The 13,010-nt window shown below is 71.8% G+C and carries 8 protein-coding genes and 1 pseudogene; 5 read left to right on the top strand and 4 right to left on the bottom strand.

Going from position 1 to position 13,010, the window contains the following annotated elements; all coding sequences use genetic code 11:
- The first annotated feature begins 21 nt into the window (after positions 1 to 21).
- Complete coding sequence (locus Bequi_RS03110) at positions 22 to 1,392, top strand: MFS transporter (protein ID WP_249736484.1); 1,371 nt, start codon at positions 22 to 24, stop codon at positions 1,390 to 1,392.
- 30 nt (positions 1,393 to 1,422) lie between these two features.
- Here Bequi_RS03110 and purB read toward each other — a convergent pair whose 3' ends face one another.
- The 3 genes and pseudogenes from purB to Bequi_RS03095 all read right to left on the bottom strand — a co-directional run bounded on the left by purB (position 1,423) and on the right by Bequi_RS03095 (position 6,460).
- Positions 1,423 to 2,856 carry an adenylosuccinate lyase gene (purB, locus tag Bequi_RS03105; protein WP_249736483.1) on the bottom strand — a complete coding sequence of 478 codons (1,434 nt, stop codon included), beginning with the start codon at positions 2,854 to 2,856 and terminating at the stop codon, positions 1,423 to 1,425.
- 104 nt (positions 2,857 to 2,960) lie between these two features.
- A pseudogene (gene ppdK, locus Bequi_RS03100) lies at positions 2,961 to 5,630 on the bottom strand (pyruvate, phosphate dikinase); the annotation flags it as partial.
- Positions 5,631 to 6,058: 428 nt separating this feature from the next.
- Positions 6,059 to 6,460, bottom strand: a complete 402-nt coding sequence (locus Bequi_RS03095; protein ID WP_249736482.1) for a phage holin family protein — start codon at positions 6,458 to 6,460, stop codon at positions 6,059 to 6,061.
- Positions 6,461 to 6,635: 175 nt separating this feature from the next.
- On the opposite strand from Bequi_RS03095, the gene Bequi_RS03090 reads away from it, so the two are divergent.
- Complete coding sequence (locus Bequi_RS03090) at positions 6,636 to 7,853, top strand: aminotransferase class I/II-fold pyridoxal phosphate-dependent enzyme (RefSeq protein ID WP_249736481.1); 1,218 nt, start codon at positions 6,636 to 6,638, stop codon at positions 7,851 to 7,853.
- Between the two features lie 84 nt (positions 7,854 to 7,937).
- Here the strand turns inward: Bequi_RS03090 and Bequi_RS03085 are convergent, their stop codons facing one another.
- Positions 7,938 to 8,795 carry a spermidine synthase gene (locus Bequi_RS03085; protein ID WP_430623091.1) on the bottom strand — a complete coding sequence of 286 codons (858 nt, stop codon included), beginning with the start codon at positions 8,793 to 8,795 and terminating at the stop codon, positions 7,938 to 7,940.
- A gap of 39 nt (positions 8,796 to 8,834) precedes the next feature.
- Between Bequi_RS03085 and Bequi_RS03080 the strand changes: the two genes are divergently transcribed.
- From Bequi_RS03080 to Bequi_RS03070, 3 genes are all read left to right on the top strand, one after another.
- Positions 8,835 to 10,496 carry an ABC-F family ATP-binding cassette domain-containing protein gene (locus Bequi_RS03080; protein ID WP_249736479.1) on the top strand — a complete coding sequence of 554 codons (1,662 nt, stop codon included), beginning with the start codon at positions 8,835 to 8,837 and terminating at the stop codon, positions 10,494 to 10,496.
- A gap of 339 nt (positions 10,497 to 10,835) precedes the next feature.
- A complete protein-coding gene (locus Bequi_RS03075; RefSeq protein ID WP_249736478.1) occupies positions 10,836 to 11,999 on the top strand; it encodes a thiamine pyrophosphate-dependent enzyme in 1,164 nt (387 codons plus the stop codon).
- Positions 11,996 to 12,979 carry an alpha-ketoacid dehydrogenase subunit beta gene (locus Bequi_RS03070; RefSeq protein WP_347271962.1) on the top strand — a complete coding sequence of 328 codons (984 nt, stop codon included), beginning with the start codon at positions 11,996 to 11,998 and terminating at the stop codon, positions 12,977 to 12,979. The genes Bequi_RS03075 and Bequi_RS03070 overlap by 4 nt, the downstream gene beginning before the upstream one ends.
- Positions 12,980 to 13,010: the final 31 nt, after the last annotated feature.

Genomic DNA, 13,010 nt, shown 5'->3' with positions numbered 1-13,010 from the left:
GCGACTGCCTAGGATCCGCAGGTGATCCCCTCCGCGCCGTCCCCCCGCCCCGCCCGCATCCACCCGGCCTGGATCGTCGCGGCGGTGACGCTCGGCGCTCTCGTGGCGGCCTCCGCGTTCCGCTCCTCGACCGGCGTGCTGATGGGCCCGATCGAGCACGAGTTCGGCTGGTCGCGCATGGTCACCTCCGGCGCGGTCACCGCGAACCTCGTCATCTACGGGTTGGTCGCGCCGTTCGCGGCGGCGCTCATGGAGACCTGGGGCGTGCGGCGCGTGGCGACCATTGCGCTCGTGCTGATCGCGCTGTCCAGCGGCCTCACCCTGGTGATGACCGCCCCGTGGCAGCTGTGGGCGCTGTGGGGGATCGGCGTGGGGACCGGCACCGGAGCGATGGCGCTCGTGTTCGGGGCGATCATCGCGAACCGGTGGTTCGTGGCGCACCGGGGCCTGGTCATGGGCATCTTCTCCGCGGCGAACGCGACCGGTCAGCTGCTGTTCCTGCCGCTCATCGCTGCGGCGGCCGAGGGGCCGGGCTGGCGGTGGGCGACCGGCGTGACGGTGGCCCTCGCCGCTCTGATGGCGCTCGCCGCGTGGGCGGTGCTGCGGGACCGCCCGGCCGACCTCGGGGTCGAGGCGTACGGGGCGGCAGCGCTCGAGGGCGGCGGCGCGGCGGCGAACGCGCGCACAGTCAGAGCGGCGCCGGACTCGAGCGCTGAGACGGCTGACGATGCTGTCCCCGCCGCCCGGGCCTCAGCCGACCCGCCGGCGCCGTCGGCCCTCGGAGTGCTGCGCATCGCCGCGACGCGATGGACGTTCTGGGCGCTCGCGGCCACGTTCTTCGTGTGCGGGTGGTCGACGAACGGGCTGATCCAGACCCATTTCGTGCCCGCCGCGCACGACCACGGGATGCCCGCGACGACCGCCGCCTCGCTGCTGGCTGTCGTCGGGATCTTCGACATCGTGGGCACGCTGCTCTCGGGCTGGCTCACCGATCGCGTGGATCCGCGCCTGCTGCTCATGGCCTACTACGCCCTGCGCGGGCTGTCCCTGCTGTTCCTGCACAGCCTGCTCGGTCCCAGCATCGCGCCGCCGAAGTGGGCGTTCATCGTCTTCTACGGCCTCGACTGGGTGGCGACCGTCCCGCCGACGGTCACGCTGTGCCGCACGCACTTCGGGATCCAGCGCTCAGGCGTCGTGTTCGGCTGGGTGTTCGCGGCCCACATGGTCGGGGCGGGCATCGGCGCGAGCGTCGCGGGAGCGCTGCGCGAGAGCACCGGCAGCTACGAGTGGGCCTGGATCACGGCGGCCATGCTCTGCGCAGGCGCGGCCGCGCTCGTGCTGACGATCCCGCGCCGCGCAGGGCGGGAGCAGGTCCCGGCAGCGGCGGTCTGACACCGCTGCCGGGCCAGTGCCCAGCGGGGCTCAGCCCTCCAGGTGCGCGAGCAGCTGCGGCGCGTACCCGACGTAGGTCGCCGGAGTGAGGGCGAGCAGGCGCTCCCGCTCGGCGTCCGGCAGCCCGAGGCCCTCGATGAAGGCGCGCATGCCCGCCCCGTCCACCCGCTGGCCGCGGGTGAGCTCCTTGAGCCGCTCGTACGGGCTGTCGAGCCCCTCGACGCCCTGCACGCCGAGGGTGCGCATGACCGACTGGACGGCCTCGCCGAGGACCTCCCAGTTGCCCTCGAGATCTGCAGCCATGGCATCCGCGTCGACGTCCAGGCCCGCGAGGCCCTTCTGCAGGTTCCGGATCGCCAGCAGCGAATGGCCGACGGCGGGGCCGACGTTGCGCTGGGTGGTGGAGTCGGTGAGGTCGCGCTGCAGGCGCGTGGTGACGAGGGTCTGGGCGAGCACGTCCAGGAGCGCACCGGAGATCTCGAGGTTCGCCTCGGCGTTCTCGAAGCGGATCGGGTTCACCTTGTGCGGCATCGTCGAGGAGCCGGTGCCGCCCTGGGCCGACAGCCGCTGGCGGAAGTAGCCCAGCGAGATGTAGGTCCACACGTCGGTGGCGAGGTTGTGCAGGATGCGGCCGGCGCGGGCGATGTCCGAGTAGAGCTCCGCCTGCCAGTCGTGGGACTCGATCTGCGTGGTCAGCGGGTTCCAGGTGAGGCCGAGGTGCTCGACGAACGTGCGCGAGACCTCCTGCCAGTCGGTGCCCGGAACGGAGACGGCGTGCGCGGCGTAGGTTCCGGTGGCGCCGTTGATCTTGCCGAGGATCTCGTCGGCCTCGATGCGGCGGATCTGGCGGCCGAGGCGGTAGGAGAAGACGCCGAGCTCCTTGCCGAGCGTGGTCGGGGTCGCGGGCTGGCCGTGGGTGCGCGAGAGCATCGGGACGCCTGCGGCATCGCGCGCGATCTGCGTGATCTGCGCGGTGACCTCCCGCAGCGCGGGCAGCCAGACGTCGTGCACAGCGCCGCGGATCATGAGCGCGTAGGAGAGGTTGTTGATGTCCTCGCTGGTGCAGTAGATGTGCACGATCTCGGCGAGCGGCTCCAGGCTCGTGCCCGAGAGGCGGCGCTTGATGTAGTACTCCACGGCCTTGACGTCGTGGATCGTCTCCCGCTCGATCTCGGCGTGCTCGGCGATGCCGTCGGCGCCGAACTCGGCGGGGATCGCGCGCAGCAGGGCGCGCTCCTCATCGGTGAGGGTGCGCAGGCCCGGGATGGCCTCGCGGTCCAGGAGGTGGATCATCCACTCGGTCTCCACCACCAGGCGCGCCCGGTTCAGGGCCGCCTCGGACAGGTGGTCCACCAGCGGCGCGACCTGCGGGCGGTAGCGGCCGTCGAGCGGGGTCAGCGCGATGGGCGGCGTGAGGTCGGCGAAGCTCTGGAAGGCGGGGGACTGGGGCGTCTCGAGAGGCATGGGGCCATTGTCCCAGATGGGGGAGCGGGCCGGCGGCGGACGCACGACGGCCGACGGGGCACCCGCCCCGTCGGCCGTCGTCATCCGCTCAGCCGATCACCGGATCAGTGGTGCGGCGTGAAGTCCTTCTCCAGCAGCTTCGCGCGGCCCGCCTCGAGTCGGGCGACCGGCACGCGGAACGGGGAGCAGGAGACGTAGTCCAGTCCCACCCAGTGGAAGAAGTGGATGGAGTCCGGGTCGCCGCCGTGCTCGCCGCACACGCCGAGCTTGAGGTCGGGCTTGGTGCGGCGCCCTCGTTCGGCGCCGATGCGCACCAGCTCGCCCACGCCGTACTGGTCGAGGGTCTCGAAGGGGGAGTGCGTGAGGATGCCGCGGTCCTTGTAGGTGAAGAAGAACCCGCCCTCGACGTCATCGCGCGAGAAGCCCCAGGTGGTCTGCGTGAGGTCGTTGGTGCCGAAGGAGAAGAAGTCGGCGTCCTCGGCGATCTCGTCGGCGCGCAGGGCGGCGCGCGGCAGCTCGATCATCGTGCCGATCGGCGCGTCGATGCTCTCGCCGCTCTCCTCGCACACGTCCTTGATGACGCCCTCGATCTCGGCCTTGATCTCCCAGAGCTCGCGGATCGAGGAGACCAGCGGGATCATGATCTCGACCTTCGGGTCCCCGCCCCGCTTGCGGACCTCGAGCACAGCCTCGAGGATCGCGCGGGTCTGCGTGCCGAACAGGCCCGGGATCGTCAGGCCCAGGCGCACGCCGCGCAGGCCCAGCATGGGGTTCTGCTCGTGCAGTCGGCGCACCGCCCCGAGCACCATCCGGTCGCGGGAGTCGCTGTCCTCCCCGGACTCCTCGGCGCGGGCGACCTTCACGCTGAGCTCGGTGATGTCGGGCAGGAACTCGTGCAGCGGCGGGTCGAGCAGGCGGATCGTCATGGGCAGGTCGCCCATCGCCTCCATGATCCCGATGAAGTCGTCGCGCTGCGGCTCCATGAGCGCCTTCAGCGCCTTCTTGCGCTGCTTCGCGTTGGCGGCGAGCACGAGGTTCTCGACGAGCACGCGGCGGTCCCCGAGGAACATGTGCTCGGTGCGCACCAGGCCGATGCCCTCGGCGCCCATCTTCACCGCGCGCTCGGCGTCGCCCGGGGTGTCGGCGTTGGCGCGCACCTTCAGGCGGCGCGTGGAGTCGGCGATGCGCATCAGGCGGTGCACCGAGTGCACGAGGTCGCTGACCTCGTCCTTCTCGGGGTCGACCTCGCCCGTGAGGTACTGGGCGACCTCGCTGGGGACCACGGGGACCTCCCCGCGGAATACCTCGCCGGTGGAGCCGTCGATCGAGATCATGTCGCCCTCGCGGGCGATGACCTCGCCGCCCATGCGGATCTCCTTGGCCTTCTCGTCGACCTCGAGCGCCTCCACTCCGCACACGCACGTGCGGCCGAGGCCGCGGGCGACGACGGCCGCGTGGGACGTCTTGCCGCCGCGCGAGGTGAGCACTCCCGCGGCCGACAGCATGCCCTGCAGGTCATCGGGGTTCGTCTCGCGGCGCACGAGGATCGAGGGGGTGCCCTCGCGAGCCCAGGAGACGACGGTCGGGGTGTCGAAGGCGACCTTGCCGACGGCCGCGCCGGGGGAGGCGTTCATGCCGCGGGTGATGAGGTCCTTCTCGCCGGCGTCGTCGAAGCGCGGGAACATCAGTCGCGTGAGCTGCTCGCCGTCGACGCGGCGCAGGGCCTCCTGCTCGTCGATGGTGCCCTCGTCCAGCAGGGTGGTGGCGATGCGGAACGCGGCGGCGGCGGTGCGCTTGCCGACGCGGGTCTGCAGCATCCACAGCTTGCCCGACTCGATGGTGAACTCGATGTCGCACAGATCCTTGTAGTGCTCCTCGAGGCGGTTCATGATGTCCGTCAGCTCGGCGTAGCACTCGGGCAGCACCTCCTCGAGCTCGGGGAGGGAGCGGGTGTTGCGGATGCCGGCGACGACGTCCTCGCCCTGGGCGTTGACGAGGAAGTCGCCGTAGACGCCCGGGTGGCCGGTGGAGGGATCGCGCGTGAAGCAGACGCGCGTCGCGGAGCGGTCGTCGAGGTTGCCGAAGACCATCGAGCAGACGTTCACGGCGGTGCCCATGTCGTGATCGATGCGCTCGGCGTTGCGGTAGATGATCGCGCGCGGCGCGTTCCACGAGTCGAAGACCGCGCGGATCGACTGGCGCAGCTGCTCGCGCGGATCCTGGGGGAACGGCTCGCCGGTCTCGTCGAGGATGATCGCCTTCATCCGCTCGACGACCTTGGCGAGATCCTCTGCGTCCAGCTCGACGTCGCTGGCCACGCCCTTGTCCTTCTTGGCGGTGTCCATGACGTGCTCGAGCTTCTCGGCGTCGATGTCCTGCACCGTGCGGCCGAACATCTGCAGCAGGCGGCGGTAGGAGTCCTGCGCGAAGCGCTCGGAGCCCGATTTCTCGGCGAGCGCCCGCACGGTCTCGTCGTTGAGGCCGACGTTCAGGACCGTCTCCATCATGCCGGGCATCGACATCTTCGCGCCCGAGCGCACGGAGACGAGCAGCGGCTCCTCGGAGTCGCCGAAGCGCCGACCGAGCTCCTTCTCGACGTCCGCGAGCGCCTCGTCCACCTGGTCGGCGAGCTCAGCGGGGTTCTCGCCGTGGTGCATGCAGTAGCGGCAGGCGTCGGTGGTGATCGTGAATCCGGGGGGGGGCACCGGCAGGCCCAGGCGGGTCATCTCGGCGAGGTTCGCGCCCTTGCCGCCGAGGAGGTCCTTCTGGTCCTTGAGCCGACGGTGAAGGGATAGACGTAGGTGCCGCCCTCGGGGTGGGTGCCGTCGGCACTGCTCTCCCGGGGCGCCTCGGTACCGGTCGAGGGTCGATCGCTGGGCTGGGTCGTCGTCATTGCGCGTGCTGCCTTCCTCGGGGCGACCGACGGGAGGGCCGTCGGCAGGGCTGGCCGGGAGCGCAGGGATGACGTCGAACGACGCTTCACTGCGCCAGACCGTGACCCCCGCGGTGCGGGGGATCACGGTCACAGTAGCCCTCCGAGCGGACATTCCGCCGGCCTTCGTCCGCCCTCGAGGAAGGGGGCGTCTCACGTTCCGGATGCCCCGCGCATCAGCCCTGGTAGCGCCGAGAAGTGGGAACCGGGCGGCCAGACAGACAGGCCGCGCTCAGGCGCTCAGACAGTCGACGCTCAGGCAGTCGACGCTCAGGCGCGGGCGTCCTCGCGCGACGCTGCGCCGACGATCGACTCGAAGATCGAGGACAGGATGCCGACGATGATGCCGGCCAGCAGCGCCCACCAGAAGCTGTCGAAGGCGAGCGGCAGGCCCATGAGGCCCGCGACCCACGAGGTCAGCAGCAGCATGAGCGCGTTGATCACGAGGATGAACAGCCCGAGGGTCAGGCACGTGATGGGGAGGGTCAGCAGGGAGAGGATCGGGCGCACGACGGCGTCGACGATCGCGAAGATCAGGGCGATCGCGAGCACGGTGAGGGCCTGGGAGAGGAGGCTCTCCCCGCCGTCTCCGAGGTGCATGCCGGGGAGGATGAGGGAGGTCAGCCACAGGGCAGCGGCGACGATGACGAGGTATCCGAGGAAGCGCATCATGGGGCCGATTGTGCCAAGAGGAGATTGCAGCGGCCTGGGGCAGGGTCGGCAGGGCGGGCCCGACAGGGCCGGGCCGGCAGGCCGGGGGGAGCGGCCGACGGGGCCTGGCGGGCGGGGCCAGGAGCGGCGCTGGGACGGCCGGGCGGGGTGGGCCCCGCGCGTCTACGCTGGCAGCATGCCTGAGAACGCGAGCGCCCACGGTCCGGCCGACGAGCAGATCCGCCTGCGCGCGGCCCTGGACGCCCTGCCCGCGTACGTGCCCGGCCGGCCTGCACCAGACGACGGCGTGCACCGCTTCAAGGTCTCCTCCAACGAGTCGCCCTTCCCACCCCTGCCCGCCGTGCAGCAGGCCGTGGCGCGCGCGATGGAGACCTCCCACCTCTATCCCGACATGGGCGCCGTGCAGCTGCGGGAGGCGATCGCCGCGCACCACCGCGAGAGCGGCTTCGACCTCGCCCCCGAGGCGATCGTGCTCGGCACGGGATCGGTGGCCGTCACAGGAGATCTGGTGCGCGCGCTGGTGGACGCGGGAGACGAGGTCGTCTTCGCCTGGCGCAGCTTCGAGGCGTACCCGATCGTCGTCGGCTCCCACGGCGGCGTGAGCGTTCCGGTGCCGCTGACCAGCACGTTCGAGCACGATCTGGACGCGATGGCCGTGGCGATCACCGCGCGCACGAAGCTCGTGATCCTGTGCACGCCGAACAACCCGACCGGCCCCGCGCTCTCGACCGAAGAGATCTCGGAGTTCCTCCAGAAGGTGCCGGCGCATGTGGCCGTCGCGATCGACGAGGCCTACCGGGAGTTCGTGGACCCCGAGCTGCGGCCCGACACCGCGCGTCTGTTCGCCGAGCACCCGAACGTGGTCATCCTGCGCACCTTCTCCAAGCTCCAGGGCCTCGCCGGGCTGCGGCTCGGCTACGCGATCGCGCACCCCCGGCTCGCCCGCGCGCTCGGCCAGGTCACCGTGCCCTTCGGCGCGAGCTCGCTGGGCCAGGCGGCGGCGCTCGCGACCTTCGCACCCGATGCCGCCCGTGAGCTCGAAGAGCGCGCCGCGTGGATCCGCGCCGAGCGGGCCCGGGTGCAGGAGGGGCTCGCGCGGATCGCCGGGGCGGCGCGCGCGGGTGGAGGGACGGGCGCGAGCGGGGCCGACGCGCGCGGTGAGGCCGATGCGGTGGGTGCGGCCGACGCCCTCCCGGCCTCCCAGGGCAACTTCGTGTTCTTCCCGCTCGGGGAGCGCAGCGGAGAGTTCGCCGCTTTCGCCGACGCCCGCGGGCTCGTCGTGCGCGCCTACGGGGCCGACGGGGTCCGCGTCACGATCGGCGAGGCCGCGGCGAACGACCGCCTGCTGGAGATCGCGGCAGCCTGGGTCGAGAGCGGGCGCGACCTGGGCTGACGGGCGCTGGGACGTCGCGCAGCCTCCTCCCGCGCGGGGCAGTCGCCGGAGCTCCCGCCGCTGAGCGGCGCCGTAACCGGCGACTCAACTCTCCTCGTCGGCCTCGAGATCATCTTCCGGGATGCGTCGCAGCAGCACCTCGGTCTGCGCCGGGTCCAGCACGGCGACGGGGTGCGGGCCGGCCTCGAGCCAGGCTTCCCGTCGGCTATCGAGATCCCCGGCCTCCACGCCCGGGCCGAGCGCGAGCACGAGGTTCCCCTCCTCGAGGATCCCCGCGACAACGGAGTCGGTGAGCGTCCACGGGCCCGCCATCCTCGCCTGCGCGGCGGCGCCTCGCACCTCGCGCACCTGGTCGGCGAAGAACCGCAGGCCGTCGTCGTCCCCGATGTTCACCAGCAGGATCCCGCGCTCGGTGAGGCGCTCGAGGCAGCGCGCGTAGAAGCGCTCGCGGGCCAGGTGCGGGGGTGAGTCGGAGCCGTTGAAGACGTCCAGCACGATCGCGTCGAAGCGCGCGTCGGCCTCCGCGAGCAGGGCGAGCTGCTCCTCGGCGTCGCCGATGAGCGCGCGCATCCGCGTCCCCTCCGGCAGGGGCAGTGCGCCGGTGACCAGGTCGATCAGCTCCGGTTCGATCTCCACGACGGTCTGCTCGGAGCCGGGGCGGGTGGCCTGCACGTACCGCACGAGGGTCAGCGCGCCGCCGCCGAGGTGCAGCACTGACAGCGGCTCGCCCGGTGCGGCGGCGGTGTCGAGCACGTTCGCGACGCGCCGCAGGTACTCGTGGCGCACGGTGCGGGGGTCGGCGAGGTCGACGTGGGACTGCTCGATCCCGCCGATGCGCAGTGCCCAGCCGGTCGCGCTGAACCCGTCGGGCAGGATCTCGGCGGGCAGGCCGGAGAAGGTGAGAGTGGCGGAGGGCGCATCAGGGGAGGTCACAGGGTCCATGGTCGCACCGCGGGAGGGCCCCGGTGCGACGATGTCCCCATGACTGCAACCCTCGTCGCCCATGATCTCGCCGGCGGCCATGGCCACCGCATCCTGTTCGAGGGGCTCGACCTGACGGTCGGCCCGGGCGATGTGGTCGGCATCGTGGGCGCGAACGGCGCCGGGAAGTCGACCCTGCTGCAGCTGCTCGCCGGCGCCGCGCAGCCCCACGAGGGCAGAGTGACGCTGTCCCCGTCGGACGCCTTCGTCGGCTGGCTCCCGCAGGAGCACGAGCGCCGTGAGGGCGAATCGATCACCGCGTACATCGCCCGCCGCACGGGCTGCGCGCAGGCGAGCGCCGACATGGACGCCGCCGCGATCGCGCTCGGGGAGCCCGCCCCCGCCGGCGGTCCGGATCCGGCCGACGTCTACTCCGCCGCGCTGGACCGCTGGATGGCCAGCGGCGCCGCCGACCTCGAGGAGCGCATCCCCGCTGTCCTCGCGGATCTCGGGCTCCCGTTCGATGCGCGCGAGGCGGAGGCGACCATGATGACCTCCCTCTCCGGCGGGCAGGCCGCGCGCGTGGGGCTCGCGGCCCTGCTGCTCTCGCGCTTCGACCTCGTGCTGCTGGACGAGCCGACCAACGACCTCGACCTCGCCGGGCTCGCGAAGCTCGAGGCGTTCGTGCAGGGGCTGCGCGGGGGAGCGGTGATCATCAGCCACGATCGCGAGTTCCTCGCCCGCTGCGTGACCCGCGTGCTCGAGCTCGACCTCGCGCAGAACTCGCACCGCCTCTACGGCGGCGGCTACGAGGCCTATCTCGAGGAGCGCGAGACCGTGCGCCGCCACGCCCGGGAGCAGTACGAGGAGTTCGCCGCCACGAAGTCTGACCTGGTCTCCCGCGCCCGCACCCAGCGCGAATGGTCCAGCCAGGGCGTGCGCAACGCGATGAAGAAGTCTCCCGACAACGACAAGATCCGCCGCCGCGCGCAGTCGGAGTCCAGCGAGAAGCAGGCCCAGAAGGTGCGGCAGATGGAATCGCGCATCGCGCGGCTCGAGGAGGTCGAGGAGCCCCGCAAGGAATGGCAGCTCCAGTTCACGATCGGCGCCGCCCCGCGCTCCAGCAGCGTGGTGGCGACGCTGTCGGGCGCAGTCGTGCGGCAGGGCCCGTTCACGCTCGGCCCGGTGTCGCTGCAGGTCAGCGCCGGGGACCGGATCGGCATCACCGGCCCGAACGGTGCCGGGAAATCGACGCTGCTGCGCACGCTGCTCGGACGACGGGAGCCCGACGAGGGCTCGGCCTCGCTCGGCGCGAGCGTGCAGATCGGGGAGATCGACCAGGCCCGCTCTCTGTTCGAGGGGGAAGCCGCGCTCGCCGACGCCTTCGAGGCCGAGGTGCCGGAGATGACGCCCGCGGAGGTGCGCACGCTGCTCGCGAAGTTCGCCCTGCGCGCCGACCACGTCGGCAGGCCCGCCGCAGAGCTCTCGCCCGGGGAGCGCACGCGCGCGGCCCTCGCGCTGCTGCAGGCGCGCGGAGTGAACCTGCTGGTGCTCGATGAGCCCACCAATCACCTCGACCTGCCCGCGATCGAGCAGCTCGAGCAGGCCCTCGAGAGCTACGAGGGCACGCTGCTGCTGGTCACCCACGACCGCCGGATGCTCGAGACCGTGCGCACGAACCGCCGCTGGCACGTGGAGGCGGGGAGCGTGCGGGAGCTCTGAGCTCCCGGCTCGATCCTGCCCCGCCTCGAGATTCACGTGAGGAGCCGAGATGCCCCGATCTCGGCTCCTCACGTGGATCTCGACGAGGCCGCGCGCGATCCGCTCCACCGAGTCGCGTCCCAGGAGACGAGAACGGGCGCTCTCGTCACGTCAGACGCGACTCACCTCTCCGGGTTCGCTGCCGCGGGTGCGAGCCGGGCGCGGGTGCGAGCCGGGCGCGGGTGCGAGCTGGGCGCGGGTCCAGGTTCGTGCGTCGAAGGGTGCACCCCCTCCGCCCCACGACCCCGCCGCCCCACCCCCTCCTTGGAACCTACGGCACCGTAGGTTAGGCTCGCTGGCGTGAGCGTCTTCCGCACCACCATCCCTGAGAACGCCGACGACGAGCCGATGGTCCAGCTCATCGCGCCGGACGGCACCCGCACGCCCCATGACGAGCTCGATGCCGCGCTCGCGCATCTCACCGCGGAGGACCTGCGCGCCTACTACCGCGACATGGTGATGATCCGCGCGGCCGACATCGAGGCCACGTCCCTGCAGCGCCAGGGCCAGCTCGGCCTGTGGGCGAGCGCGCTCGGCCAGGAGGCGGCCCAGATCGGCGCGGGCCACGCCGCGCGCACGCAGGACTACCTCGTCCCGACCTACCGCGAGCACGGCATCGCGTGGGCCCGCGGCATCGAGCCCTGGCACCTGCTGGACATCTGGCGCGGCATCTCGCACTCGAGCTACGACCCCTACGAGCTGCGCACCCACCCCTACATGCTGGTGCTCGGCGCGCAGGTGCCGCAGGCCGTCGGCTATGCGATGGGGCTGCAGCGCGACGGGCTCGTCGGCACCGGGGATGTCGAGACCGACACCGCCGTGCTCACCCTCTTCGGCGACGGCACGAGCTCCGAGGGCGAGACCAGCGAGGGCTTCACCTTTGCCGCCTCGTTCCAGACGCCGACCGTCTTCTACACGCAGAACAACCAGTGGGCGATCTCCGTGCCGAGCACGGTGCAGTCGCGAGTGCCGCTCGCGCAGCGCTCGCGCGGCTGGGGCATCCCGAGCGTCCGGATCGACGGCAACGATGTCCTCGCGGTCTACGCGACGGTGCGCCTGGCGCTGGATGCCGCGCGCTCCGGCGGCGGCCCCCGTTACATCGAGGCGCTCACGTATCGCATGGCCGCGCACACCACGAGCGATGACGACGGCCGCTACCGCAGCGCCGACGAGCTGAGCACGTGGAAGGGCCGCGACCCGATCGCGCGCCTCGCCCTGCACCTGCGCGCGATCGACGAGATCGATGACGCGTTCATGGCGCGCTGCGACGAGGAGGGCCACGATCTCTCCATGCAGCTGCACCACCACATCCACGGCCTGCCCGATCCCGACCCCGTCGAGATCTTCCACGAGGTCTACGCCGAGCCGCACGCCCTGGTCCAGGAGGAGCGCGAGCAGTTCCTGCGCTACCAGGCGCAGTTCGAGGACGAGGCCGCCGACGACACCGAGGAGGCCGGCAAGTGAGCACCGTGAAGCTTCCCATCGCCAAGGCCATCACCCAGGGCCTCGCCGACGCGATGCGCGCCGACGAGAAGGTCCTCATCATGGGCGAGGACGTCGGCGTGCTCGGCGGCGTGTTCCGCGTGACCGACGGGCTCTTCGACGAGTTCGGCGCGCTGCGCGTGGTCGACACACCGCTCGCGGAAGCCAGCATCATCGGCACCGGGATCGGCCTGTGCTTCCGCGGCTATCGGCCGGTGGCGGAGATCCAGTTCGACGGGTTCGTCTTCCCCGCGTTCAACCAGATCACCACGCAGCTCGCGAAGATGCATTACCGCACCCGTGGCCGCGTGAACGTGCCGATGGTCATCCGCATCCCCTACGGCGGCGGCATCGGCGCGGTCGAGCACCATTCGGAGAGCCCGGAGGCGCTGTTCGCGCACACCGCCGGACTGCGGATCATCACGCCCTCGAACGCGAACGACGCCTACTGGATGACCCGCCAGGCCATCGAGTCGGAGGATCCGGTGATCGTCTTCGAGCCGAAGCGGCGCTACTGGATCAAGGGCGACGTCGACACCGGCGCCCGCCCGCAGCTCGGCCTGCACCAGGCCGCCGTGCTGCGCGAGGGGCGTGATGCGACGCTGCTCGCGTGGGGCCCGAGCGTCGGCCTGATCCAGGAGGCCGCCCAGGTCGCCGCGAAGGACGGCATCTCCCTCGAGGTGATCGACGCGCGGTCGATCTCTCCGCTGGATTTCGACACGATCGAGGCGTCCGTGCAGCGCACGGGCCGGCTCGTGATCGTGCACGAGGCGCCCGTGTTCGGCGGGATCGGCGGCGAGATCGCCGCGCGCATCACGGAGCGCTGCTTCTACCACCTGGAGGCCCCGGTGATCCGGGTGGGCGGCTACCACACGCCCTACCCGCCGGCCCGCCTCGAGGAGCACTACCTGCCGGATCTGGATCGCGTGCTCGACGCGGTGGATCGCTCCCTCGCATACTGACACCACGGCCACTGACACTCCGGCGCCCGCC

The sequence above is a fragment of the Brachybacterium equifaecis genome (assembly GCF_023509525.1).
Classification (GTDB): domain Bacteria; phylum Actinomycetota; class Actinomycetes; order Actinomycetales; family Dermabacteraceae; genus Brachybacterium; species Brachybacterium equifaecis.
This window is presented reverse-complemented; position numbering and strand designations above follow the sequence as displayed.

Excerpts from the sequence above, each read along its gene's own strand:
- purB (WP_249736483.1), bottom strand. The coding sequence starts at position 2,856 with ATGCCTCTCGAGACGCCCCAGTCCCCCGCCTTCCAGAGCTTCGCCGAC.
- Bequi_RS03095 (WP_249736482.1), bottom strand. The coding sequence starts at position 6,460 with ATGATGCGCTTCCTCGGATACCTCGTCATCGTCGCCGCTGCCCTGTGG.
- Bequi_RS03090 (WP_249736481.1), top strand. The coding sequence starts at position 6,636 with ATGCCTGAGAACGCGAGCGCCCACGGTCCGGCCGACGAGCAGATCCGC.
- Bequi_RS03085 (WP_430623091.1), bottom strand. The coding sequence starts at position 8,795 with ATGGACCCTGTGACCTCCCCTGATGCGCCCTCCGCCACTCTCACCTTC.
- Bequi_RS03080 (WP_249736479.1), top strand. The coding sequence starts at position 8,835 with ATGACTGCAACCCTCGTCGCCCATGATCTCGCCGGCGGCCATGGCCAC.